This is a genomic window from Flavobacterium sp. C3NV, assembly GCF_046825355.2.
Lineage (GTDB): Bacteria > Bacteroidota > Bacteroidia > Flavobacteriales > Flavobacteriaceae > Flavobacterium.
This window is the reverse complement of record NZ_JBKQBJ020000010.1, coordinates 90,219-113,392: the sequence shown is the minus strand read 5'-3', so window position 1 is coordinate 113,392 and position 23,174 is coordinate 90,219. Positions and strand designations below refer to the sequence as shown.

Here is a 23,174-nt window from a genome sequence, read left to right as displayed (position 1 = left end):
CTAAACGGATTTTTATTTTATGATATTACAATTATACCTTCATGATTTCGGCTTCTTTTGAAGCCAATAATTCATCGATTTTTTTGATATAAGTGTTGGTTAGATTCTGAACTTGTTCTTCAGCAGATTTGCAAATGTCTTCAGAAGTTCCTTCTTTTTCTAATTTTTTAATATCTGTATTCGCATCTTTACGTACATTACGTACACCAATTTTAGCATCTTCAGCTTCTGTTTTTGCTTGTTTTGCTAAATCTCTACGACGCTCTTCTGTCAATGGCGGAACACTGATAATGATAACATCACCATTGTTCATTGGATTAAAACCAATATTAGCAACCATGATCGCTTTCTCGATTGTTTGCAGCATGTTTTTTTCGAAAGGTTGCAAAGTAATTGTTCTCGCATCCGGAACGCTAATTTTTGCTACTTGCGAAAGTGGTGTTGCTGATCCGTAATAATCTACAAAAACACTTCCTAGCATTGCCGGAGATGCTTTTCCTGCACGAATGTTAAGAAATTCTTTCTCTAAATGCGCAATCGAACCATTCATTGATTCTTCAGTACTATCTAATATAAATTCTATTTCTTCAGTCATTTTTTTTTAAGTTTTCAGTTTTCATTCTCAGTTTTCAGTTAAAGCCTGCATTTGCGACTGTAAACTGTTACTGATGACTATATATTTACTACTGTTCCTATGTTTTCGCCTTCACAGATTTTTAATAAATTTCCAATTTTGTTCATATCAAAAACAACGATTGGTAATTTGTTTTCCTGACTTAATGTAAAAGCTGTTGTATCCATCACGTTTAATCCTTTTTTAAGGACATCATCAAACGAAATCATATCAAATTTCACCGCTGATGCATTTTTTTCAGGATCAGAATCGTAAACACCATCAACACGGGTTCCTTTTAAGATCACATCAGCATTGATTTCGATACCTCTTAAAACCGCTGCCGTATCAGTTGTAAAATATGGATTTCCGGTTCCGGCTCCAAAAATTACAATTCTTCCTTTTTCAAGGTGACGGTCTGCTCTTCTTTTAATGTATGGTTCTGCAATAGATTCCATTTTTAAAGCAGTTTGCAAACGCGTTTTCATTCCTTTGTCTTCAAGAGCGCCTTGTAATGCCATTCCGTTGATCACGGTAGCCAGCATTCCCATATAATCGCCTTGTACTCTATCCATACCAGCACTTGCACCTGCAACGCCTCTAAAAATATTTCCTCCTCCAATAACAATAGCAATTTCTACTCCTTTACTGTGAATTTGCTTAATTTCTTCAGCATATTCGGCTAATCTTTTAGGGTCAATACCGTATTGTAAATCACCCATCAAGGCTTCGCCGCTCAGTTTTAGAAGAATTCTTTTATATTTCATGTGTTGTTGCGTTAATTTGTGCAAATATAGACATATTCTTATTTTTAAAAATAATGTTTTAAAAAAATTAATAGTTCTTTTATTTTTAAATTTATAAGGAATTTTCAGGATTTTTTTGAATGTGATAAAAGTCATTCTTTGGGTCTTCCTGAAATTTGTAATTTTATCCAATTCAAAAAGTAAATAAATATGAAAAATATTATCGCTAAAGCATTATTTAAAAGTCATACCTATCCTGAATATCGCAAATTGGTTGCTGATTTATTAGTCGACGGACAATCAACCGGTAGCGAACAATCTGAAAGTTTAACTAATTATAGTAAGCTAAACGATGCCAGAATGAACCGATTAGATAAAACGATAAAATTAACCGATGAAATTGTTTTAAAATTAGAAAACCTGGATCATAGATATATTTGGCTTGTAATTTCTGAAGGCTGGTGCGGTGACGCTGCTCAAATACTTCCTATTATTAATAAAATGGCTTTGGCATCGAATAAAAAAATAGATCTTAGAATTGTACTGCGCGATGAAAATGAGGAATTAATGAACCAATATCTTACGAATGGCGGAAAAGCAATTCCGAAAGTGATTGTAATTTGCAAAGAAGCAGGAATTGTTCGTGCTGATTGGGGACCGCGACCAAAAGCAGCATCTGAATTAATAACGAATTATAAAAAGGAATTTGGTGTACTGGATGAAAAAATAAAAACAGATTTACAATTATGGTATCTTGCAGATAAAGGTGTTTCGGTTCAGGAAGAGCTCATGCAAATTATAGAAGATATCAAATATAATCGTTTGTAATTTTGTTTTGTTAAGACATTAAAAAGGGATTTTGTTTCTTAATGTATTGAGGTTTAATTTAATAGATCTTAAAAATTTATTAAAATATTTTTTTTGATTTAAAAAAAATGTAACTTAGTAACATCATCCCACTTCTATTATTTACTTTCTGATTTACTCTTTTTATTGGTGTTTATTTAATGTTTAACAATTAAAAAATGCACTATTATGAAAAAGTTATTCGAAAGATTTTATGATTTTATTTCAGGTGTATTGTTTGGAGGAAAAAATGTTTGCAATTATTAACTCCAAAAAACACTTTATGAAATAGAATTACTTTAGGAGTTGGCACATTGCAATTTTTTAATTTGTAATGTGCTTTCTGTTTTATTCTAAGTTAAGGCTTTCCTCAAATAAAGTAACATCGATCGCATTTTTTACGTCATAGTCACCAATTTTGGTTCTGCGTAAAACGGTTAAATGTGATCCTGAATTCATGGCTTTTCCAAAATCATAAGCTATAGATCGAATGTAGGTTCCTTTGCTGCAAACGATTCTAAAATCGATTTCAGGCAAAGCAATTCTGGTAATCTCAAATTCGTGAATAGTAGTCTTTCTGCTGGCAATTTCTATAGTTTCTCCCGCACGTGCATGTTCGTATAAACGAACGCCATCTTTTTTAATAGCTGAAAAAATAGGCGGTTTTTGATCGATTTCTCCTAAAAACTGTTTTACGGTTTCATGAATCAAAGCTTCATCGATATGCGATGTTGGAAAGGTTTCGTCGATTTCGGTTTCAAGATCATACGATGGAGTAGTGGCTCCGATATAAAAAGTTCCCGTGTATTCTTTTGCCTGACCCTGCAATTCGGTAATTCTTTTGGTGAATTTTCCGGTGCAAATCAATAATAAGCCTGTTGCCAAAGGATCTAATGTTCCGGCGTGGCCAATTTTGAACTTTTTTGGAAGTCCAACTTTATTGATCAAAAGGTATTTTAATTTATTGACAGCTTGAAACGAACTCCATTTTAAAGGTTTGTCTATCAATAAAACTTGTCCGTTTAAATAATCTTCAGGTGTCATTATATAATGGTAAGAGGATGAATGAAAAAGTGAATCAGTAATAAAACGATTCCGGCGATTATTCTATAATAACCAAAAACTTTAAAGCCATTTTTAGTCAAAAAGCCTATGAAGGTTTTAATGGCCAAAAGTGCTACAATAAAAGCAACTACATTACCAATAACCAATAAGTTAACCTGATCCTGAGATAATTCGAATCCTGCTTTATAATAATCGTAACATTTTTTTGCTGTTGCACCCAACATCGTTGGTACAGCCAAAAAGAATGAGAATTCAGCAGCTGTTGTTCTGGATAATTTTTGAGACATACCTCCAACAATACTCGCTCCGCTTCGTGAAACTCCGGGAATCATAGCCAAACATTGAAACATTCCGATTTTGAAAGCCTGTAAATAGGTAATTTCTTGTGAAGTTTCGGCAGTATTCGGATTGTTGAACCATTCATCAACTTTCAATAAAATTAGTCCTCCTATCAAAAGTGAAACAGCAACGGTAACGGGATTTTCTAATAAACCATCAATAAAATCACTTAGCAATAATCCTAAAACTACGGCTGGAATAAACGCAACCAAAAGTTTAAAATAAAAATCAAGTGTTTGAAAGAAACGTTTGAAATATAAAACAACCACAGAAAGTATAGCACCAAGCTGAATAACAATGGTAAAAAGTTTAGTAAAATCTTCATGGGCAATTCCGAAAAAAGAAGAGGCAATAATCATGTGGCCAGTTGAAGAAACAGGTAAAAATTCTGTTATTCCTTCAATTATGGCTAGAACAATAGCTTGTAATGTATCCATTGAGAACTTTAGATTTTAGATTTTAGATTTCAGATTTGTCACCCTCAGCGAAGTCGAAGGGCGTTCCAATTAGAAATCCAGTAATCTATTTATTTTGATTTTTTAAAAATAGAATAAACAGCAATTCCAAAACCAATTAAAACAGTTGTTGGAGCTAAACGAATACGTCTAAAATTAAAAACATCTTCATTAAAGATATTAGGATCTTTACTTCCTCCGCCAGACATTAAGATAAAGCCTAATGCAATAACTCCAATTCCAATTAATAGAATTTTGTAGTTAATACCTTCAAAAAGAAATTCTTGTTTTTGTGGCTGTTGTGGTTCTGTATTGTTATTGTTTTTCATCTTGTCATTGCGAGGAACGAAGCAATCTCACCCTCTTTTTATATGATTTTTTTTTGTCAGCCTGAGCGAAGTCGAAGGCTATTTTTTACTGTAAACTAAAAACCGGGACTGAATACTTTATTAATAAAGATCGTCTGTTCTTAAATTAAGGAAACGTTGAGTTGCAAAATGTGTGCTTACCCATGTTATTAAAACTCCTAGTCCGAAAACGCCTAATAACACCAATCCTATTAGTACTTTATCTTCTAAAATTCCTAAGCCAGGGAAATTGGTTTCTACATAAAATAAAACCCCAATTAAGGCAATTATAGCCAATCCTGCGCCTAACATTCCTAATTTTACACTACGCGTTACAAATGGTTTACGAATAAACGATTTTGTAGCACCTACCATTTGCATGGTTTTAATAATAAATCTATTAGAATGTATCGATAAACGTAACGAACTGTTGATTAATAAAACGGCGATAACAGCAAGGAAACCGCTGATAATCAAAATCCACATACTTACTTTTTTGATGTTGTCGTTTACCAGATTGACCAATTGTTTGTCGTAAACAATATCTTCAATCATAGTATTTTTACGCAATTTACTTTCGATTTGCACGATGCTGTCTCTCTCAACATAATCTGCTTTTAAGTGAATATCGTAGGAGTTCAATAAAGGATTTTCTCCTAAAAAAGTAAGGAAATCTTCTCCAATAATATCAGTATGTTCTTTTGCTGCTTTGTCTTTGGTAACATACACATAAGATCTTGCGAAAGGAGCTCTTTTCAATTCAGTATCGAATGCTTTTATCACACTATCATTGGCTTCATTTTTAAAGAAAACCGTCATTGCGATTTTTTCTTTAAAATCATTGGCCAGTTTTTTAGAATTGATAATGAATAATCCCAGTACTCCTAAAAGGAATAAAACCAGAAATACACTTAGTACAACCGAAAAATAAGAGGAAATTAACCTGCGCTTTTGAAATTTATCAAAGTTAGAACTCATAGTTTGCTTAAATTATGTGGTAAAAATAATAAAGAATTTCTTTATTTGAAGTTAATAACGATCAAAGTTTTGACTTTAGTACCATAAATGTACAATTAGATGTTGAATAAAAAGTTTATTTAATGGCAAAGCTTTGTTTTTTTAATCTCGCAAAGACGCAAAGTCGCAAAGAAAATAAAAAGCTTTAGTTCTCAAGCTTTACAACTGTTGGTCTTAAAATTTGATTTAACCGCAAAGCGCGCAAAGTTTTTATAACAGATTGTGTTTGGATTATGTTGACAAAGGCAAAGTTCGCAAAGCTTTGAGAAAAATAGAAACTTAGAAAATTTACGACAGAGTATACAAAGATTCACACAAAGTTAATTAACATCCAGCTTTGCGAACTTTGTGTTTTTACAAAACCTTCAAAATTTAAAAAACTTTGCGCACTTTGCGGTTAATGTCAATAGTTAAATTTCCCATTGCAAATTACTTCGTTTCCCAAACCAATGATAAATAATACAATCCGCCAATAGATGGCCCGCCTAAAATAGAATTGTAAGGTTTGTTGAGAATATTGGTTCCTCCAAGTTTGGTTGTAATACCTGCTTTTTTGAAATTATAATTAATTTGCGCATCCATCGACCAGTAAGCAGGAACGGTTCCGCTGACTAAAAACGAAACATAATCAAAGTTGTTTTGATAACGTGCCGTTGTGCTTGCGCCAAGGTTTTTCCAAATGTTAGCTGCGATTAATGTTCCGTTGACGTTGAATTCCGGTGTGTTGAATCCGTCTTCGAGACCATCTTTGTCGTCTGTTCGGTCGAGTTTGGTATACGTAACATTGGTTAAAGCGGTGAAAGTTTTATCAATGCGATATTTTAAACCTAAACTTCCTCCGTAATTGTAGATTTTACTTTTAGAATTCGTCCACAAACGGTATCTGTTTTGCGTGTTTTTTGAATACAATGCGGTTGGAATCTGATTAGGATCTGTAGTGTTCGGAATACTGGCTTCGACTTGTGCAATGAAATTTTTATACGAGTTGTAATAAAAATCGGCATCGATAAATAGATTCTGTTTTAACGCAATTCCCCTAAATCCAAATTCGAAAGAATTAACAAACTCCGGTTGTAAATAGGTATATGGATTTTTCTGAATTGTATTTTTATTCTTTTCAATGGCTTGCGCCTGAGTGATTCCAAGTGTGTTGACATCATTGTTTACCTGCGATTGAAATTTATCTATCGAAGCTTTGGTATACGAATTCTCAAAAATACCATCCGACATAATACGCAATCCGCCCACACGTTTTACGCCGCCGCTATTTACGTTAGAAAAACCTTCGAAAATACTCGGGAAACGATATCCGTTTTGATAAGAAGCTCTAAAACTAATTTCGTTTTTGGGAGCATAAACGGCAGTAAACTGAGGCGTAAATTTTGTATTGAAATAATCAGCCTTGTCCATTCTTATGGTGGCGCCCAAGCTTATTTTTCGATCTAAAAAATCTTTTTTCAATTGGGTAAAAGCACCCGTTTTTTGATAAGTCAAATTTTCAGAAGGATTTACGGGATTAATAAAGTAGTTTCCGTCAGGCACTATAATATAAGTTCTGTAATCAAATCCACTCAATAATTTTGCGTCTATTTTTTCGAAGAAAGTGGGGAAAGCTTTGTCCCAATTTAGTAACCCTTCGGCATGAACCAAAGTCGATTTTACGCGCAAAGCTGCGCCGTAATCCCAATTGTTGATGTTGATTAATTCATCTTTTTTCTGATTGTAAGCTTCAGTTCCGGGTTCAAAACGGCCTTGGTCAGATGATGTTCTGGCTATTTTATGCGCATCGGCTACAGCAAATCCATTTGTTATGGCATTTTTATAAGCGACAGAATAATCTGCAAACCATTGATCATCTGATTTATACGCGCGATCCATATTTTCTGCAAGGGAACGCATATTATATGAATTTCCGGTATTCTCGAAAGTGGCATATCCTTTTATCTGAAAAATTGGAGTATGATAATCAACGGAAATTTGGTTTAAAGTATAATTGTCTAATCTAAATCGGTTTGAACGTTGGTAGATTGTATTGATTAATGCGGTTTTGTAAGTCACAGCCAATTCATTTTCTTTTTTAGGACGAAAGTAAAAACCAACATCGGCTTTATAATTTTTTATTCCATAATCAGAAATGTCTGTTTCGCGATAACCTGTCCTGGCAACCACATAATTTTTACCGTTTAGGTTTAAAGTTTTCCTGTTGGCCGATTCGTTTCCGTAGCCATTTACTTCGTCATAAGCCGGATTATCTGTGCCGTATAGATTGGTTGAAGCATTAGCATTTGGAGCCAAATCTGTCCGGTCATCAGCAACCCAATCTGTTCCGCCTGTTGTCGAAGCATTAATTTTAAAGGCAAATTTTTCATTGAATGCTTTTGCAAAACGTAAATTAAACTGCGAATAAATCTTCGGTGAAAACCGGTCAATATTTCCAACATGATTTACACCGGTCAATTGCTGAATGCTAACGCCCTGATATTCGAAAGGATTTTTGGTCTGAATATTGGCCAGACCATTTATAGCGTTCATTCCGTATAAAGCTGCTGCCGTTCCCGGAATAATTTCTATTTTGTCAATATCTAGATCATTCGCGCCCAAAGCGTTGGCAATTGGAGCGCCCAAATGTGGTGCCTGATTATCGATTCCGTCAATCAGTTGTGCAAAACGTACGTTTGTTGAATTCGCAAAACCTCTTGTATTGATGACTTTAAAACCTAAACTTGGTGTTATAATTTGCACTCCTTTTATATTTTCGAGTGCTTCGTAAATACTTGGAGATCCCATTGTTTTGGCTTCCGCCGATTTTAACTGCTCGATACTTATAGGAGAACGCATTATTTTTTCGGAACGACGGGAAGCTGTAATAACAATTTCGTTCAACTCTTCTTTTTTGATGCTATCCTGGCTTGTTTTTGAATTTTCTACTTGAGAAAAACAATTAAAGCTGATTAAAAACAGAAGAAGATAAAGTTGAATTTTCATGATTTAGATTATTATTCAGTATGTTTAGAAATGAACACTGAAGTATTTAAAAGAATATTTCTCGTTACAATTTTTATAAATAAATAATTTAGGATTTTAGAATTTTAGGTTTTGGGTTTCTTTTTGGGCAAAATCTTTAATCCGTTTTTCGATTTCATAAAATACGGTTATTGCTTTTTCTCCGGCAGGAGTTAGTCTTGCACCGCCGCCGCCTTTTCCGCCAAGAAGTTTTTCTACCAACGGATTTTCTGCCCGCTGATTCATTTCTTCGACCAATTGCCATGCCTGACGATACGCCATTTTCATTTCTTTAGCGGCATTGGTAATAGATCCGGTTTTTCGAATATTTTCTAATAACCAGATTTTTCCAATTCCTAAAAAAGGACCTTCGGCTTCTTCAATCCAAAGTCGTACTTCTATAGCGTATTTTTTATTATTTTCCATTTTTGCACTTTAAAAAACATCTTTAAAAATAGTCTATTTTCAGTAAAATGATTCTTCTAATTCTAAAAGTGTTTAAAAAAGACCAATTTCTGCTCTAAATATCAGAGTGCAAATTTGAGTATTTATGGGTTTTTAAAGAATGATTTTTATCACATTTTTTAATCTAAAAAAATTACTTTGGTACAATCCACAATAAACGTAAATTTGCAAACTTATTATTCAATATACTAAAACTTAGCAACTCAGTTACTCAGTAACTCAGCAACTCAAAGAAATGAAATACAATCCAAACGAAATCGAAGAAAAATGGCAGAAATATTGGGCTGAAAACCAAACTTTTGCTGCATCAAACAATTCTGAAAAACCAAAGCATTATGTACTGGACATGTTTCCTTACCCGTCTGGGGCAGGATTACACGTAGGACATCCGCTGGGTTATATTGCTTCAGATGTTTATTCTCGTTTCAAAAGACATCAGGGTTTCAATGTTTTGCACCCAATGGGTTACGACAGTTTTGGTTTGCCGGCAGAACAATATGCGATACAAACAGGACAACGTCCGGAAGATACAACGCGCGTAAATATCGACGGTGGAGTAGATAAAGAAGGAAAACAAATTGCAGGATATAGAAAACAATTGGATAAAATTGGTTTTTCGTTTGACTGGAGCCGTGAAGTGCGTACGTCAAATCCTGATTATTATAAACATACACAATGGATTTTTATCCAGTTATTCAATTCGTGGTATTGCAGAAAGCAAGGAAAAGCATTTGATATTTCAGAGCTTGTAAAAGTTTTTGAAGAAGAAGGAAATGTTTTGGTCGAAGCAGTTTGCGATGATAATGTTGCGATTTTTTCAAGAGAAGAGTGGAACTCGTATTCTGACGATCAGAAAGAAAAAATCCTTTTGCAATACAGAATGACGTATTTGGCTGAAACCGAAGTAAACTGGTGTCCCGGTCTAGGAACTGTTTTGGCAAATGACGAAATTGTAAACGGAGTTTCAGAACGTGGAGGATATCCTGTTATTCGTAAAAAAATGACCCAATGGAGCATGCGAATTTCGGCTTATGCAGAGCGTTTGTTGCAAGGTTTAAATGATATCGACTGGAGTGAATCGATAAAAGAATCACAAAGAAACTGGATCGGGAAATCGGTTGGTGCGATGGTTTCTTTTCATGTGAAAAATCATGATGAAGTGATTTCCGTTTTCACAACTCGTCCTGATACTATTTTTGGAGTAACTTTTATGACTTTGGCTCCAGAACATCCTTTAGTTTCTACAATAGTTACCGAAGAACAAAGAGGAGAAGTTGAAGCTTATATCGAAAAAACAGCAAAACGTTCAGAGCGTGAGCGTATGGCCGATGTAAAAACAATTTCTGGAGTATTTACCGGAGCTTATGCAGAACATCCTTTTACAAAAGAACCAATTCCGGTTTGGATTGGAGATTATGTTTTGGCAGGTTACGGAACTGGTGCTGTAATGGCGGTTCCTTGCGGAGACGAAAGAGATTATGCTTTTGCTAATTTCTTTAAAGGCCAAAACGGAATGCAGGACATCAAGAATATCTTCGCAAACGTTGATATTTCTGAAGCAGCTTACGGATCTAAAGACAATGTTGAAATCGCCAATTCTGATTTCTTAAACGGATTAAATTATAAAGAGGCAACTCAAAAGGCAATTGCTGAATTAGAAAAAATAGGTCAGGGAACCGGAAAAAGAAATTACCGTTTGCGTGATGCTGTTTTCTCCCGTCAGCGCTATTGGGGAGAGCCTTTCCCGGTGTATTATGTAAATGGTTTGCCAAAGATGATCGATGCGCAGCATTTGCCAATTATTTTGCCGGAAGTAGAGAAATATTTACCAACCGAAGATGGTTTGCCTCCGTTAGGAAACGCAGCTGTTTGGGCTTGGGATACTCAAAACAATAAAGTTGTCAATACAAATTTGGTAGATCATGCAACGATTTTTCCATTAGAATTGAATACTATGCCAGGTTGGGCAGGAAGTTCATGGTATTGGATGCGTTATATGGATGCGCATAACGAAACTGAATTTGCAAGCAAGGAAGCTTTGGCGTATTGGGAAAGCGTAGATTTATATATTGGAGGAAGCGAACACGCAACCGGACACTTATTGTATTCTCGTTTCTGGAATAAATTCTTAAAAGACAAAGGTTTTGCTCCAACCGAAGAACCATTCAAAAAACTGATCAATCAGGGAATGATTTTGGGAACGACTGCTTATGTTTACAGATTAGAAGGAACCAATACATTTGTTTCTAAAAACAAAATTGAAGGCCAGAATGTTCAGCCAATTCGTGTTGATGTTCATTTCGTAAATTCTTCTGATGAATTGAATCTTGAAAAGTTCAAAGCATGGAGAGAAGATTTTAATACTGCCGAATTTATTTTGGATGAAAACGGAAAATACATTGTAGGCCGTGAAGTCGAAAAAATGTCGAAATCATATTACAACGTGGTAACTCCTGATGATATTTGTAATGAATACGGTGCTGATACATTACGTTTGTACGAAATGTTTTTAGGGCCATTAGAACAAGCAAAACCTTGGAATACTGCCGGAATTTCAGGCGTATTTGGTTTCCTGAAAAAATTATGGAGATTGTATTTTGATGAAAATAACTGTTTAATCGTAAACAACGACGAACCAACAAAAGACAACTTAAAATCATTACATAAAACCATCAAAAAAGTAGCAGAAGATATCGAGAGTTTCTCTTTTAATACTTCGGTTTCTCAGTTTATGATTTGTGTGAATGAATTGTCGACTCAAAATTGTCATTCGAGAGCAATCTTAGAGCCATTAGCGATTTTGGTTTCGCCTTACGCGCCGCATATAGCCGAGGAATTATGGTCACAATTAGGACATACAACTTCTATTGCAACAGTTGATTTTCCTGTTTTTGAAGCCAAACATTTAGTAGAGACGAATAAAGAATATCCGGTTTCTTTCAACGGGAAAATGCGTTTCACAATCGAATTGCCTTTGGATTTAACCGCAGCACAAATCGAAGAAATCATTATGAAAGACGAAAGAACATTACGTCAGTTAGATGGTAAAACACCAAATAAGGTGATTATTGTTCCCGGGAAAATTATTAACCTTGTGGGGTAAATAAATAAATTCTAAATATTTAAAATTCCAAATTCCAATTTTACGATTGGGGTTTGGGATTTTTTTTGTACCAGTTTGTCATTCTGAGGAACGAAGAATCGCACAAGTAATTCGACAAAGATTGGCGATTCTCTTTGCGGAGCTTCTATTGTGATCCTTCGTTCCTCAGGAGGACAAGATTGTGGCGCTTCTTTTTGCTTTTTTGTCGCAAATTAGCCTAATTTAACATAAATAGTATTCGTGAAATTAGTATAATTTTTGGCGATAATTAAATGCAAAAAAAAAGCCTCGTAATATACGAAGCTTCTTTTTTCCAAAATTAAAATAAAAATTCTACTCCTAAAATTTATAGAGGGAAAGCATAAGGTACAAGAGTTACCACAATGATTCCGTCATTGTTTGCTTTTGCAGTGGATTCTTTTACTACTTTACCGCCAACATAAATTTTGGCAGTTAGGGTTTGATCTTTAACTCCGCCATGACCACTTGCGCTGGCTGTCACAGCATTAACACCTGCATCAACGGTGATTTCTTTTGTCCAAGGCAAGGCGGTAACGTCCTCATTTAACGGATTTCCACCCTTATCAAAATAAATTGTACTAAGTTCTCCTGAAAAATTTCCGGTTAGCTCATATTTTACATCTCTTGAAACAGGTGCTGAGTCATTATTGTCGTCGCTGCTGCAAGATCCTACTGTAAAAGCAAGAGTGAATACAATCGCTAAAGTTTTTAAAACTGATTTCATAATATAGTTTATTAGTTAACATTCATTTAAAACAAAATTAGATGCTTATAAATGAGATGACAATACCTGATAAAATGCATTTTGCATTACCTGATATCAGGTAAAAGTGGTGTAATTGCTTTTTAAACATTTTTTAATTTGATATTTTTGAATAAATACCACTTTATGAAGAAAATCTACTTATTAATATTATTTCTTTTTTTATCTGCCGTTTCGCATTCTCAGGTAATTCTTTCTCTTGATGATGATTCGGTTTATATAGACAGTATTGCTAAAATTGCCAAAAACACTAAGTCAGATAGTATTAAATGCTTGTATAGCTTTAAGTTGTCTAAAATGTATTTGATGGTTCAGGATGCTAAAAAATCAAAAGAATATTTAGAGCAGGCCAATAAACTAAAAGGAAGATTTCCTTTCTTAAATGATGCAGGAATATTTTATAATGCTTCTCGTTTTTTAGAAAAAGGAGATGTTGATGGTTTCGAAAAAACGTTGCTTGAAGGAAATAACAAACTAAAAAAATATTACAATACCGAAGCGTTTCGAATTCGTGCTATCATTTTACAGAATTACGGTATCATGCAGCAACGAAAGAACAACGAAAAGGCATATATGAAACTGCTTATTAATGAAGCCATTCCTGCTGCTAAAAAAAGCCGTGACTATGAATTGATAAGCGGATTGTATAAAGCGGTTGCTATTATTTTTATGAATAATAACGAACGCGAAAAAGCAAGTGAATATTTAAGTGAAGCCCAGAAATATATCGAAAGGGCTATTAAAAAATCACCAACGCTGGCTGAGTCAAAAATGGAAACGTATATTATTAATGCTGAAAATTTAGTAGAGTTACAGCATTTTTATGATGCCCAAAAAGTACTCGATAAAGCATTTTCGACCTTGAAAAATTTCCCTGAATCGAATTTAAACGATTCTTATTTTTATTCTGAAGGATTGTATTATGCAAGGCTAAATAAAAATGCAGATGCTTTGGCGAGTTACGAGAAAGGTATTAAATCGGCAGAAAAGCATCAAAACCAAATTGCATTAAACAGGCTGAAATATGCAGAGTACGAAGTAAATTTTAAATTAAAAAACTATGATAAGGCAAAAGCCAATCTGGAGTATCTTTTAGAAAAAACACCTTTTATTGTCGATCAAAAGAATTACTATAATAAGTTGTCTGAAGTTTATAATGCAACCAAAAATTATGATAAGGCTTATTTCTATTCAAATAAATCGAATAGAATAAATGACAGCTTGAATGATACTAAATTTAAAAGTGAAATTGTAGAACTTGAAGCAAAGTATAAGAAAGCCGAAAGTGAGAAGAAAATAACGATGCTGCAATCGCTAAACGACAAAGCTGCTTTAATGGTATACAGCAACCGTTTGAATTCATTGCTTTTTGCAGGTTTGTCTTTTTTGTTGCTTGTGATTGTTTTGTTCTTGTGGATTTTCAATAAAAACCAAAAGAAATTAAGTATTCAAAAAGAAATTAACCTTAAGCAAGAATTGTCTGCTTTTGAAAATCGCCATAAACTTTCAGTTTCCAAGGCTTTGATTCAGGGAGAAGAAATGGAGCGAAAACGAATTGCCAGAGAGCTGCATGATGGTCTGGGAAGTATGCTTTCGAGTGTGAAAATTCATTTGAACCTTGCGAAAAAAGAAAATGCTGAAACTGTAAACGGAGTAGATGCTATGCTCGATAATTCGATAAAAGAACTTCGAAACATATCGCAGAATTTAATGCCCGAAAGTTTGCTGGAGTTGAGTTTAGAACATGCTTTAAGAGATTTATGCGCTGCAAATTCTAATGCCGTTACCAAAGTTGAATTTCAGTATTTAATAAAAAAATCAAGACTTCCTAAAAATTCCGAAATCATGATTTACAGGATTATTCAGGAGTTATTGAATAATGCTTTAAAGTATGCAAAAGCTTCTCAGGTTTTGGTTTCATGCTCTCAAAACAAAGATGTATTTTTTATTACAGTTGAAGATAATGGAGTTGGTTTTGATGTTTTGGATCCGAAAAATAAAAACGGAATGGGATTGAAAAATATTAAAAATCGTGTGGAATTCCTGAACGGGAAATTAGAGATTGATAGTAAGCCTAATCAGGGAACATCTGCTTATATAGAATTAAATGTAATCAACGAAAATCAGGAAAATGAGTAAAAAATATAAAATGGTTGTGGTTGATGATCATCCTATCGTGATTTCGGGTATTTCAGGGCTTTTATCTGATTTAGAAAATATTGAAATTATCGAGAAAATGCAGTCTGGCGTTATGCTTCTGGATTATGTAGAGAATAACGAAGTAGATTTGGTTTTAATGGATATTTTTCTTCCGGTAATAACTGGTATCGATTTATGTAAAGCGATTAAACAGAAATTTCCACAGGTAATTGTTATAGGAATGAGCAGTCAGTCTGAACGAAGTTTAGTAATGAAATTTATTCAGAATGGAGGAAATGGTTATATCCTGAAAAGTGCTTCGTTTGATGAATTTAAAAACTGTATCAATAAAGCAATCGAAGGCGAAATTGTGTTTAGTGATGAGGTTAAAATAATTGTAAGTCAGCCTTTATCTGAAGATCTGGATACTATTCCGAGTTTGAGTCGAAGAGAAAAAGATATTGCAATTTTACTTTCAAAAGGAAAACAAACCCAGGAAATTGCCGATGAGCTTTTTTTAAGCTTTTTAACGGTGCAGACTCACAGGCGAAATATTCTTCAAAAATACAAAACCAAAAATGTCGCAGAATTAATAACACTACTGCTGAAAAACAATCTTTTAGATTGAAAAAATGTCCTGTAAAATGCCAAAATGACATTTTTTGAAATTGGTTCAGAAATTGCAGTTTCTTTTGTAACTTTAGTAATCAATCAAATAAAAGTAAGAAAATATGGGAAGTGGATATTTAATTATTGCCGGAGCAATTATGTTGTTCAGCTGGTTAGTGAGTTCAAAGCTCAAAAGTAAATTTGAATTATATTCGAAAATACAATTAAGAAACGGAATGAGTGGTGCAGAAATTGCCGAAAAAATGTTGGCTGATAACGGAATTACGGATGTTCGAGTAATCTCAACTCCGGGGCAATTAACAGATCATTACAATCCTTCAGATAAAACAGTAAATTTAAGTGAGGCAGTTTACAATCATCGTAATGCGGCTGCAGCTGCTGTTGCGGCGCACGAATGGGTCACGCTGTACAACATTCTATAGGTTACGAATGGCTAACTCTGCGTTCTAAACTGGTGCCAGTGGTTAGTATTGCATCAAATTATGTACAATGGATTTTGCTGGCCGGAATTTTAATGATCAGGACTTTTCCGCAATTACTATTGGTAGGAATCGTGATTTTTGCCGCAACAACATTGTTTACTATTATAACTTTGCCTGTAGAATATGATGCCAGTAACAGAGCGCTTGCCTGGTTAGAAAATAAACATATGCTGACACAGGAAGAACAGGCAGGAGCAAAAGACGCTTTAAAATGGGCTGCAAGAACGTATGTTGTAGCGGCTATAGGATCTATTGCAACGTTACTGTACTATATCTCGATTTATTCCGGAAGCAGAAGGAACTAAAAATTAAAATTCCAATTTTTTAAATTCCAAATTCCAAAATTGGAAATAAACAAAAACCCGACAGGTCTAAAAGCTTGTCGGGTTTTTGTTTTATGAATTGCTGAAGCTTAGAAAGATAAATAGTAAAACCCAAATTCCGGATATAATATAAATGGAGTTTAGGTATTGTTTGTTCTCTGATTTATAATATTTGTAATAAAGGATTAAAGAATAAATTATACTGACTGGTATTGAAAGTAAAAACAATAAAAAGCCAAATCCTGGTGTACAAACACCGCTTGGGCTTGTTTTCTCTGCAATGAATGCTATTACAAAGTAAAATATAAAAAACAGGATAGTTTTAATCTCGGGTCTAATGTTTGTCATAAAGTTTTGTAAATTATCTTATTATCAAATTGATACATTGCCTAATTTATAATCGCGGTTTAACCCGACAGGTTTTTAAAACCTGTCGGATTTACTAGATGTAGAATTCCAACTTCTCATTTCGAATTGGAATTTGGATTTTTTTATATTGGAATTTCTTTCTTTAAAGTTGAATTTGTCTGTCAATTTGTTGATCCAGCGAAATAAACGTTTCGGTTCTTGAAACACCTTCTATAGCCTGAATTTTAGTGTTTAAAAGCTGCATTAAATGTTCGTTGTCGCGACAAATGATTTTGATTAAAACAGACCAGTTTCCAGTTGTATAATGACATTCTAAAACTTCAGGAATCTTTTTTAAATCTTTTACGGCTTCGGAGTTTCTTGAAGCTTTATCCAGATAAACACCAATGAAAGCCATTGTGTTATAACCCAGAACTTTTGGGTTGACCGTAAATTTAGAACCTGATATTACTCCCGATTGTTCCAGTTTTTTTAAACGCTGATGAATCGCAGCTCCTGAAATGCCTATTTTATTGGCGATTTGTAAAATAGGTTTTCGGGCATCGTCCATAAGGTATCTAAGAATTTCTTTGTCGATACCATCAATTTCGATTAAAAGGGAGTTGATTTTCATAACTTATAATTTGAAACTATTTAATGTGATTTGGGTTTAGAATAGAAATCAAATGTAGTTAAAATGATGTAAAAAGAAAAATTCCAATTTTTTATGCTGAAGCTATGGCATCAAATTCCAAAACATAGCCCGTGGTTTCAACCACGGGGAGATAATGGATTGCGTCCCAACGGCTGAAACCGGTGTTTATGTTGAAACCGGTCTAAAAAGAAAAATTCCAAATCCCAGCATTAAAGTTGGAATTTGGAATTTTAAGAATTAAATATTTTGAAGGAATTATTTTCCTTTGTTTGCTTCTGCGATGTATTTTTCTAAAGCCATTGTCATAGAAGGAGTTTCAGGAGTTGGAGCAAGAATATCGATTCTTAAACCATGATCAAGAGCTTCTTTTTGAGTTGTGCTTCCAAAAACTGCGATTCTGGTATCGTTTTGCTTAAAGTCCGGGAAGTTTTTAAATAATGATTTAATTCCGGTTGGACTAAAAAATGCCAAAACATCATAATAAACATCTGCAAGATCAGATAAGTCGCTCATTACCGTTTTGTAAAAAACAGCTTGTGCCCAGTCTACTTTTAGATTGTTTAACGTTATAGGAGCGTCAGCATTCAATTGATCAGATGCTGGCAACAAGAATTTTTCGTCTTTGTACTTTTTGATAAGAGGTGATAAGTCTGCAAAATCTTTTGCTCCAACGTAAATTTTACGTTTTCTATACACAACATACTTTTGCAGGTAAAATGCAACAGCTTCAGATTGGCAGAAATATTTCAATCCTTCAGGAACTTTATAACGCATTTCATCTGCTACTCTAAAAAAGTGATCCACCGCATTACGGCTTGTCAAAATTATAGCAGTATAATGATTAAGATCGATTTTTTGTAATCGGATCTCTTTTGCATTAACCCCCTCCACATGAATAAATGGTCTGAAATCAATTTTTATTTTGTGTTTTTGTTGGAGCTCAAAGTAAGGAGAATTTTCCACTTTAGGTTCAGGCTGTGACACCAAAATTGTTTTCACTTTCATATTGTAAACTTTTTCTAAGCACTTACTTTTGTAATCCAGTAATAGAGAAAATAATAAGGTGCTATTTCAAGAGCGCAAAGATATAAAATAAAATAAAATAACTTGCTGATTATTACGTTTTGATACGTTTTTATTGAAATAAAATATGAGTAGAGACTGATACATAGCGAAATACCTATGATTGCCAACGGTATAATTTTAGGAATATTGTCATAATAAAACAAAATAGCATTAATAGGAAGCACTAAAACGCCAATATAAGTTCTGTAAGTAACTTTTTGTAAGTTAAAAAGGTCGGCAAACTCCTCGATGTTGAATGAAGTTGCAACAATTTTTTCGATTAAAAACTTCGCCAGAATAAAATAAAGTAAAAATGTAGCGATCTGAATAAACAGGATCCAGTCGGTTTTTAGAATGCTATACGTTCCCGTTTTAGGATCTTCTGAAAAAATATGCATCGTCAACTGAATGAAAAAAGCATACGAAATAACCTGTACAAAAAACAAACCAACAGTAAAACTGCTTTTCAGGTGATTGTTATCACGATAAATTTTGGCGTATTTGTCTGAGAAAATAAGCTTGCTGAATTCGCTAAATCTGGTTTCATAAGCTGATTTAGTCATAGCAACAACAGCAAAGGTCAACACAAATAAAAGTGTCGCCCAGTCTTTGTTTTCGATAATTCGAGGGTGAAGTTGTTCAATCATAACGACACAAAATTAGTAATTTTTTGTCTCAATACTTTTATTATATATTTATTATGAATCAAATGCCATAAAAAGTTTACTTTTGCGAGGAAATTTACGCAGAAAAATGAATGATTGTATTGTCATAATCCCCACTTACAACGAAATCGAAAATATTGAAAGTATAGTTAGAGCTGTACTCTCACAACACAAACCCTTTCATCTCTTGATTATTGATGATAATTCGCCCGATTTTACGGCCAATAAGGTAATTGCGTTGCAGGAAGAATTTCCTGACAGGCTGTTTTTAGAAAAAAGAGCCAAAAAATCAGGTTTAGGAACTGCTTATGTTCACGGTTTCAAATGGGCTTTAGAGCGCAAATACGATTACATTTTTGAGATGGACGCTGATTTTTCTCACAACCCCAATGATCTTGAAAAATTATTTGATGCTTGCCATTTTGGCGGAGCAGATCTGGCTATTGGTTCTCGTTATGTAACAGGTGTCAATGTGGTAAACTGGCCATTGAGCCGTGTTTTAATGTCTTATTTTGCCTCTGTTTACGTGAAGTTTATTACCGGAATGAAAATTCATGATGCCACGGCAGGTTTTGTTTGCTATAAAAGAGAGGTTTTGGAAAAAATCAATCTTAACAAAATAAAATTTGTGGGTTATGCTTTTCAGATCGAAATGAAATACAGAACCTATTGTGCTAAATTTGAAATTACTGAGGTTCCTATTATCTTTACAGACAGAACAAAAGGAGTTTCGAAAATGAGCAATGCCATTATCAAAGAAGCTATTCTTGGTGTAATTTCGCTAAGATTAAAAAAATTATTCAATACCTTATAATACCACAATGGCGATAAACAGGATTTTAATAAAGAATGCTAAAATTGTAAACGAAGGATCTATTTTTGAAGGTGATGTCCTGATCGAAAACGACTTGATCGTTGAGGTAGCAGACAGTATCAGTCTAAAATCATCCGATTGTAAAGTGATAGATGCCGAAGGAAGTTATTTGATTCCTGGTGCAATCGATGATCAGGTGCATTTTAGAGAGCCGGGATTAACGCATAAAGGTGATATCGAATCAGAATCGAGAGCTGCGGTTGCGGGAGGAATTACTTCTTTTATCGAACAGCCTAATACAGTTCCTAATGCAGTAACTCAGGAAATTTTAGAAGATAAATATCAAATTGCTGCCGTAAAATCATTTGCGAATTATTCGTTTATGATGGGTGCAACTAATGATAATCTGGAAGAAGTTTTAAAAACCAACCCAAAAAATGTTGCCGGAATCAAGATTTTCTTAGGTTCGTCTACCGGAAACATGTTGGTAGATAACGAAGCGACTTTAGAAAAAATATTCTCAAGCACACCCATGTTAATTGCGGTGCATTGCGAAGACGAAACAACAATTCAGAATAATCTTGCTGCTTTTAAAGAGCAATATGGCGATGATGTTCCGGTAACGGCGCACCATTTGATTCGTAGTGCCGAGGCTTGTTATATTTCATCATCAAAAGCTGTCGCTTTGGCAAAGAAAACCGGAGCTCGTTTGCATATCTTTCACCTTTCGACTGCGAAAGAGATGGAATTGTTTACGAATAAAATTCCATTAGAAGATAAAAAAATTACTGCTGAGGTTTGTGTACATCATCTTTGGTTTACCGATGAAGATTATAAAACAAAAGGAAATTTCATCAAATGGAATCCTGCTGTAAAAACTGCCCAGGACAGAGCAGAACTTTGGAAAGCTTTAAACGACGGCCGTATTGATGTAATTGCTACAGATCATGCGCCTCATACAAAAGAAGAAAAAATGCAATCTTATCTAAATGCACCTTCCGGAGGGCCGCTTGTACAACATGCTGTTGTGGCAATGTTCGAAGCGCATCACCAAGGAAAAATTAGTGTAGAAAAAATCGTAGAGAAAATGTGCCACAATCCGGCTAAAATTTTCAAAATCGAAAAAAGAGGTTTTATAAAAGAAGGTTATTTTGCCGATTTGGTTATTGTAAATCCAAGTTTGCCATGGAGTGTAAAACCGGAAAATATCCTGGCAAAATGCGGATGGTCGCCTTTTGAAAATTATACTTTTAAATCAAGAATTACTCACACTTTCGTGAATGGGGAACTGGTTTATAATAATTTTAAAGTAAAAGACCTTCGCAACGGAAAAAGATTATTGTTTGATAGATAAAAAGCTGAAATGAAGAATTGTATAGTAATAATATTGGTTTTGTTTCTTTCTGTAAGTTGTAAAAAAGAGTTGGTCAAACAACCCGCAAAACTTATCGAGAAAGAAAAGATGATTGATATTATGTATGATTTGTCTCTTTTGGATGCAATGAAATATCAAAATCCAATCTCGCTGGACTCAGTTGAAACAGATCCTGTAAAATTTATTTTAAGAAAGTTTAAGGTCGATAGCCTGCAGTTTGCGCAAAGCAATATGTATTACGCAACCGATTATGAAGCTTACAAAGAAATGTTCGACGAAGTGAGCAAACGATTGGCAGTAAACCAAAGAGCTACAGATTCGATCATGAAAATCGAAGATAAAAAAGCAGCTAAAGACAAGAAAAAGAAAGAAAAAGATTCGATTAAAGAAGCGGTTAAGAAACCTTTGAAACAGCAAGCCACTATCGATTCGATAAAACAATTAATACAATCAAGAAAAAAGAGATAGTTTTTTAGAACTAAGCGCCTTTTACATATTGATGTACATCTAAAAAAACCGTTCCCAGAGCGGTTTTTATTTTTTCATTCGAGTACAGATTCTTAGAATAAGAAGCTTTTGCAGTTGCTTTGGTAAGGCGTCTCTTTTGAAAAAACAGAGTAGAGAATGCCAGATCTGCCATCCAAAGAAAATTCATCAATAATGGCTTAGCATGAGTTTTGGGTCTTTTTACTTTTAAAGTATCAGCAATTGTGTTTAGAATATCCTGAAAAACAATATTGTCAGCAATTAAAGTAAAACGCTCGTTTTTGATGCCGCTTTTCATTAATTCATGTGCAATTCGAACTACATCATTTATTGCGATGAAACCAGTACTTCCAAGTGTATAAAATGAAAGTCCGTTGGCTACTTTTCGGTACAATTCTACACTTCCCTCGTCGAAGATTTTTGTTGCTGCAATTGGTCCTAAAATTACCCCGGGATTTATAATAATAACATCAAGGCCTTCCTGAAGTGCGCGCCAAACTTCCATTTCGGCACCATATTTAGAAATCGCATAATCGCTGTGGGGTTTCTCAGGATTCCAGTCTGTTTCTTCTGTAATATAAGTTTCGTGCGGTGCAATATCTCCTAAAGCGGCAATAGAACTTACAAAACAGAATTTCTTTATTCCTTTGGCAATAGAGAAATTAACCATATTGGCTGTTCCTTCGATATTCGTTTTTCGAAGTGATTCTTCGTCTTTAGGATCAAAAGAGATAAAAGCGGCACAGTGGTAAACGTAGTCAATATCGATAAAAGCAGTTTCCAGCGAAGGAACATCAAGAATATCGGCTTCAAGCCAATTGATTTCTTCGAATAAATCTCCCTTTTTATATAAATCAAAAACCGATTTAGTTTTTTGAATGTTGTTTTGGTTTCGATAAATAGCCCGGACATTTTCTCCATTTTCAATTAAATGAAGCAATAAATGCGAGCCTACTAAACCTGTTCCTCCAGTTACTAATACCATTTTGTAAAGATATTGAATGATTTACTATTTCGAAATTATTTCTTTTAATTGATTCGAAAAGTTGTATAATATTTTATTTAAAACGTTTTAAAAAGAAAGAAAAATATTACTTTTGTATTCGTTTTAATTTGTTTGATATTAAGTGATTATGTTTAATTAATAAGAATTATGCAAAATGACAAAATTTGATGTAAAAAGGAGAAGGGTGGTATTGTGGTTTTTGGGAGCAGCATGTTTTATGTTGTTTTTGCTTATTCACTTATCAGATTCGGATAATGATCTGGCTAAGATTTATTTTTTATGTTTTAGTATCTTATGTTTTTTCATAGTAACGCTTTTTACTATTTCGTCTTATTTACGTAAATAAGGATTTTACGGTATAATTTGACTCGATTTTAAGATTGTCTCTCAATTCATTTTTGAG

At 34.0% G+C, this 23,174-nt stretch carries 20 protein-coding genes and 1 pseudogene; 8 read left to right on the top strand and 13 right to left on the bottom strand.

Going from position 1 to position 23,174, the window contains the following annotated elements; all coding sequences use genetic code 11:
- Positions 1–31: 31 nt before the first annotated feature.
- Positions 32–595 (bottom strand): ribosome recycling factor, encoded by a 564-nt coding sequence (gene frr, locus ACIDC4_RS15370; protein WP_412043443.1) that lies wholly within the window; start codon positions 593–595, stop codon positions 32–34.
- Between the two features lie 77 nt (positions 596–672).
- A complete protein-coding gene (gene pyrH / locus ACIDC4_RS15365) occupies positions 673–1,380 on the bottom strand; it encodes a UMP kinase (protein ID WP_055094499.1) in 708 nt (235 codons plus the stop codon).
- A 189-nt stretch (positions 1,381–1,569) separates the two neighbouring features.
- On the opposite strand from pyrH, the gene ACIDC4_RS15360 reads away from it, so the two are divergent.
- Complete coding sequence (locus ACIDC4_RS15360) at positions 1,570–2,187, top strand: thioredoxin family protein (protein ID WP_412043442.1); 618 nt, start codon at positions 1,570–1,572, stop codon at positions 2,185–2,187.
- Between the two features lie 366 nt (positions 2,188–2,553).
- Here ACIDC4_RS15360 and truB read toward each other — a convergent pair whose 3' ends face one another.
- From truB to ACIDC4_RS15330, 6 genes are all read right to left on the bottom strand, one after another.
- The gene (truB, locus tag ACIDC4_RS15355; protein WP_230033410.1) at positions 2,554–3,249 is read right to left on the bottom strand and encodes a tRNA pseudouridine(55) synthase TruB; all 696 of its coding nucleotides are present in this window, start codon (positions 3,247–3,249) and stop codon (positions 2,554–2,556) included.
- Entirely contained in the window at positions 3,249–4,046 is a 798-nt protein-coding gene (locus ACIDC4_RS15350) for an undecaprenyl-diphosphate phosphatase (protein WP_194617727.1), read from the bottom strand. The genes truB and ACIDC4_RS15350 overlap by 1 nt, the downstream gene beginning before the upstream one ends.
- A gap of 89 nt (positions 4,047–4,135) precedes the next feature.
- Positions 4,136–4,393, bottom strand: coding sequence for a DUF3098 domain-containing protein (locus ACIDC4_RS15345; protein ID WP_230033407.1), 258 nt, complete (start codon positions 4,391–4,393; stop codon positions 4,136–4,138).
- A 120-nt stretch (positions 4,394–4,513) separates the two neighbouring features.
- Positions 4,514–5,389, bottom strand: coding sequence for a cell division protein FtsX (locus ACIDC4_RS15340; protein ID WP_194617729.1), 876 nt, complete (start codon positions 5,387–5,389; stop codon positions 4,514–4,516).
- A gap of 468 nt (positions 5,390–5,857) precedes the next feature.
- On the bottom strand, positions 5,858–8,413 hold the full coding sequence (locus tag ACIDC4_RS15335) for a TonB-dependent receptor plug domain-containing protein (protein ID WP_412043441.1): 2,556 nt from the start codon (positions 8,411–8,413) through the stop codon (positions 5,858–5,860).
- A gap of 96 nt (positions 8,414–8,509) precedes the next feature.
- On the bottom strand, positions 8,510–8,857 hold the full coding sequence (locus tag ACIDC4_RS15330; RefSeq protein WP_412043440.1) for a winged helix-turn-helix domain-containing protein: 348 nt from the start codon (positions 8,855–8,857) through the stop codon (positions 8,510–8,512).
- Positions 8,858–9,131: 274 nt separating this feature from the next.
- On the opposite strand from ACIDC4_RS15330, the gene leuS reads away from it, so the two are divergent.
- A complete protein-coding gene (gene leuS, locus ACIDC4_RS15325; RefSeq protein ID WP_412043439.1) occupies positions 9,132–11,999 on the top strand; it encodes a leucine--tRNA ligase in 2,868 nt (955 codons plus the stop codon).
- A 346-nt stretch (positions 12,000–12,345) separates the two neighbouring features.
- Here the strand turns inward: leuS and ACIDC4_RS15320 are convergent, their stop codons facing one another.
- Positions 12,346–12,744, bottom strand: a complete 399-nt coding sequence (locus ACIDC4_RS15320) for an MmpS family transport accessory protein (RefSeq protein ID WP_412043438.1) — start codon at positions 12,742–12,744, stop codon at positions 12,346–12,348.
- 165 nt (positions 12,745–12,909) lie between these two features.
- Here ACIDC4_RS15320 and ACIDC4_RS15315 point away from each other — a divergent pair, with 165 nt between their 5' ends.
- The 3 genes and pseudogenes from ACIDC4_RS15315 to ACIDC4_RS15305 all read left to right on the top strand — a co-directional run bounded on the left by ACIDC4_RS15315 (position 12,910) and on the right by ACIDC4_RS15305 (position 16,339).
- Positions 12,910–14,922: a tetratricopeptide repeat-containing sensor histidine kinase gene (locus ACIDC4_RS15315; protein WP_412043437.1), complete on the top strand. Its 2,013-nt coding sequence runs from the start codon at positions 12,910–12,912 to the stop codon at positions 14,920–14,922.
- On the top strand, positions 14,915–15,550 hold the full coding sequence (locus ACIDC4_RS15310) for a response regulator (RefSeq protein ID WP_230033387.1): 636 nt from the start codon (positions 14,915–14,917) through the stop codon (positions 15,548–15,550). Before ACIDC4_RS15315 ends, ACIDC4_RS15310 begins: the two co-directional genes overlap by 8 nt.
- A gap of 103 nt (positions 15,551–15,653) precedes the next feature.
- Positions 15,654–16,339: pseudogene (locus tag ACIDC4_RS15305) on the top strand (zinc metallopeptidase).
- Between the two features lie 529 nt (positions 16,340–16,868).
- Here ACIDC4_RS15305 and ACIDC4_RS15300 read toward each other — a convergent pair.
- The 3 genes from ACIDC4_RS15300 to ACIDC4_RS15290 form a co-directional block, all read right to left on the bottom strand.
- Complete coding sequence (locus ACIDC4_RS15300) at positions 16,869–17,339, bottom strand: Lrp/AsnC family transcriptional regulator (protein WP_007811264.1); 471 nt, start codon at positions 17,337–17,339, stop codon at positions 16,869–16,871.
- 276 nt (positions 17,340–17,615) lie between these two features.
- A complete protein-coding gene (locus tag ACIDC4_RS15295; RefSeq protein WP_041518659.1) occupies positions 17,616–18,365 on the bottom strand; it encodes a uroporphyrinogen-III synthase in 750 nt (249 codons plus the stop codon).
- A gap of 14 nt (positions 18,366–18,379) precedes the next feature.
- Positions 18,380–19,072 (bottom strand): DUF4271 domain-containing protein, encoded by a 693-nt coding sequence (locus tag ACIDC4_RS15290; RefSeq protein WP_412043436.1) that lies wholly within the window; start codon positions 19,070–19,072, stop codon positions 18,380–18,382.
- Between the two features lie 106 nt (positions 19,073–19,178).
- Here ACIDC4_RS15290 and ACIDC4_RS15285 point away from each other — a divergent pair, with 106 nt between their 5' ends.
- From ACIDC4_RS15285 to ACIDC4_RS15275, 3 genes are read left to right on the top strand one after another with little or no spacing between them, the layout of a single operon-like run.
- Complete coding sequence (locus ACIDC4_RS15285; protein WP_412043435.1) at positions 19,179–19,904, top strand: polyprenol monophosphomannose synthase; 726 nt, start codon at positions 19,179–19,181, stop codon at positions 19,902–19,904.
- 13 nt (positions 19,905–19,917) lie between these two features.
- The gene (locus tag ACIDC4_RS15280) at positions 19,918–21,258 is read left to right on the top strand and encodes a dihydroorotase (protein ID WP_412043523.1); all 1,341 of its coding nucleotides are present in this window, start codon (positions 19,918–19,920) and stop codon (positions 21,256–21,258) included.
- A gap of 9 nt (positions 21,259–21,267) precedes the next feature.
- The gene (locus ACIDC4_RS15275; protein ID WP_412043434.1) at positions 21,268–21,747 is read left to right on the top strand and encodes a DUF4296 domain-containing protein; all 480 of its coding nucleotides are present in this window, start codon (positions 21,268–21,270) and stop codon (positions 21,745–21,747) included.
- Between the two features lie 10 nt (positions 21,748–21,757).
- On the opposite strand, the gene ACIDC4_RS15270 is transcribed toward ACIDC4_RS15275, so the two are convergent.
- Positions 21,758–22,750 (bottom strand): NAD-dependent epimerase/dehydratase family protein, encoded by a 993-nt coding sequence (locus tag ACIDC4_RS15270; protein ID WP_412043433.1) that lies wholly within the window; start codon positions 22,748–22,750, stop codon positions 21,758–21,760.
- Between the last annotated feature and the right edge of the window lie 424 nt (positions 22,751–23,174).

Bases quoted from the DNA above. Each gene is read 5' to 3' on its own strand.
- frr (WP_412043443.1), bottom strand. From the start codon at position 595: ATGACTGAAGAAATAGAATTTATATTAGATAGTACTGAAGAATCAATG.
- pyrH (WP_055094499.1), bottom strand. From the start codon at position 1,380: ATGAAATATAAAAGAATTCTTCTAAAACTGAGCGGCGAAGCCTTGATG.
- ACIDC4_RS15360 (WP_412043442.1), top strand. From the start codon at position 1,570: ATGAAAAATATTATCGCTAAAGCATTATTTAAAAGTCATACCTATCCT.
- truB (WP_230033410.1), bottom strand. From the start codon at position 3,249: ATGACACCTGAAGATTATTTAAACGGACAAGTTTTATTGATAGACAAA.
- ACIDC4_RS15350 (WP_194617727.1), bottom strand. From the start codon at position 4,046: ATGGATACATTACAAGCTATTGTTCTAGCCATAATTGAAGGAATAACA.
- ACIDC4_RS15345 (WP_230033407.1), bottom strand. From the start codon at position 4,393: ATGAAAAACAATAACAATACAGAACCACAACAGCCACAAAAACAAGAA.
- ACIDC4_RS15340 (WP_194617729.1), bottom strand. From the start codon at position 5,389: ATGAGTTCTAACTTTGATAAATTTCAAAAGCGCAGGTTAATTTCCTCT.
- ACIDC4_RS15335 (WP_412043441.1), bottom strand. From the start codon at position 8,413: ATGAAAATTCAACTTTATCTTCTTCTGTTTTTAATCAGCTTTAATTGT.
- ACIDC4_RS15330 (WP_412043440.1), bottom strand. From the start codon at position 8,857: ATGGAAAATAATAAAAAATACGCTATAGAAGTACGACTTTGGATTGAA.
- leuS (WP_412043439.1), top strand. From the start codon at position 9,132: ATGAAATACAATCCAAACGAAATCGAAGAAAAATGGCAGAAATATTGG.
- ACIDC4_RS15320 (WP_412043438.1), bottom strand. From the start codon at position 12,744: ATGAAATCAGTTTTAAAAACTTTAGCGATTGTATTCACTCTTGCTTTT.
- ACIDC4_RS15315 (WP_412043437.1), top strand. From the start codon at position 12,910: ATGAAGAAAATCTACTTATTAATATTATTTCTTTTTTTATCTGCCGTT.
- ACIDC4_RS15310 (WP_230033387.1), top strand. From the start codon at position 14,915: ATGAGTAAAAAATATAAAATGGTTGTGGTTGATGATCATCCTATCGTG.
- ACIDC4_RS15300 (WP_007811264.1), bottom strand. From the start codon at position 17,339: ATGAAAATCAACTCCCTTTTAATCGAAATTGATGGTATCGACAAAGAA.
- ACIDC4_RS15295 (WP_041518659.1), bottom strand. From the start codon at position 18,365: ATGAAAGTGAAAACAATTTTGGTGTCACAGCCTGAACCTAAAGTGGAA.
- ACIDC4_RS15290 (WP_412043436.1), bottom strand. From the start codon at position 19,072: ATGATTGAACAACTTCACCCTCGAATTATCGAAAACAAAGACTGGGCG.
- ACIDC4_RS15285 (WP_412043435.1), top strand. From the start codon at position 19,179: ATGAATGATTGTATTGTCATAATCCCCACTTACAACGAAATCGAAAAT.
- ACIDC4_RS15275 (WP_412043434.1), top strand. From the start codon at position 21,268: ATGAAGAATTGTATAGTAATAATATTGGTTTTGTTTCTTTCTGTAAGT.
- ACIDC4_RS15270 (WP_412043433.1), bottom strand. From the start codon at position 22,750: ATGGTATTAGTAACTGGAGGAACAGGTTTAGTAGGCTCGCATTTATTG.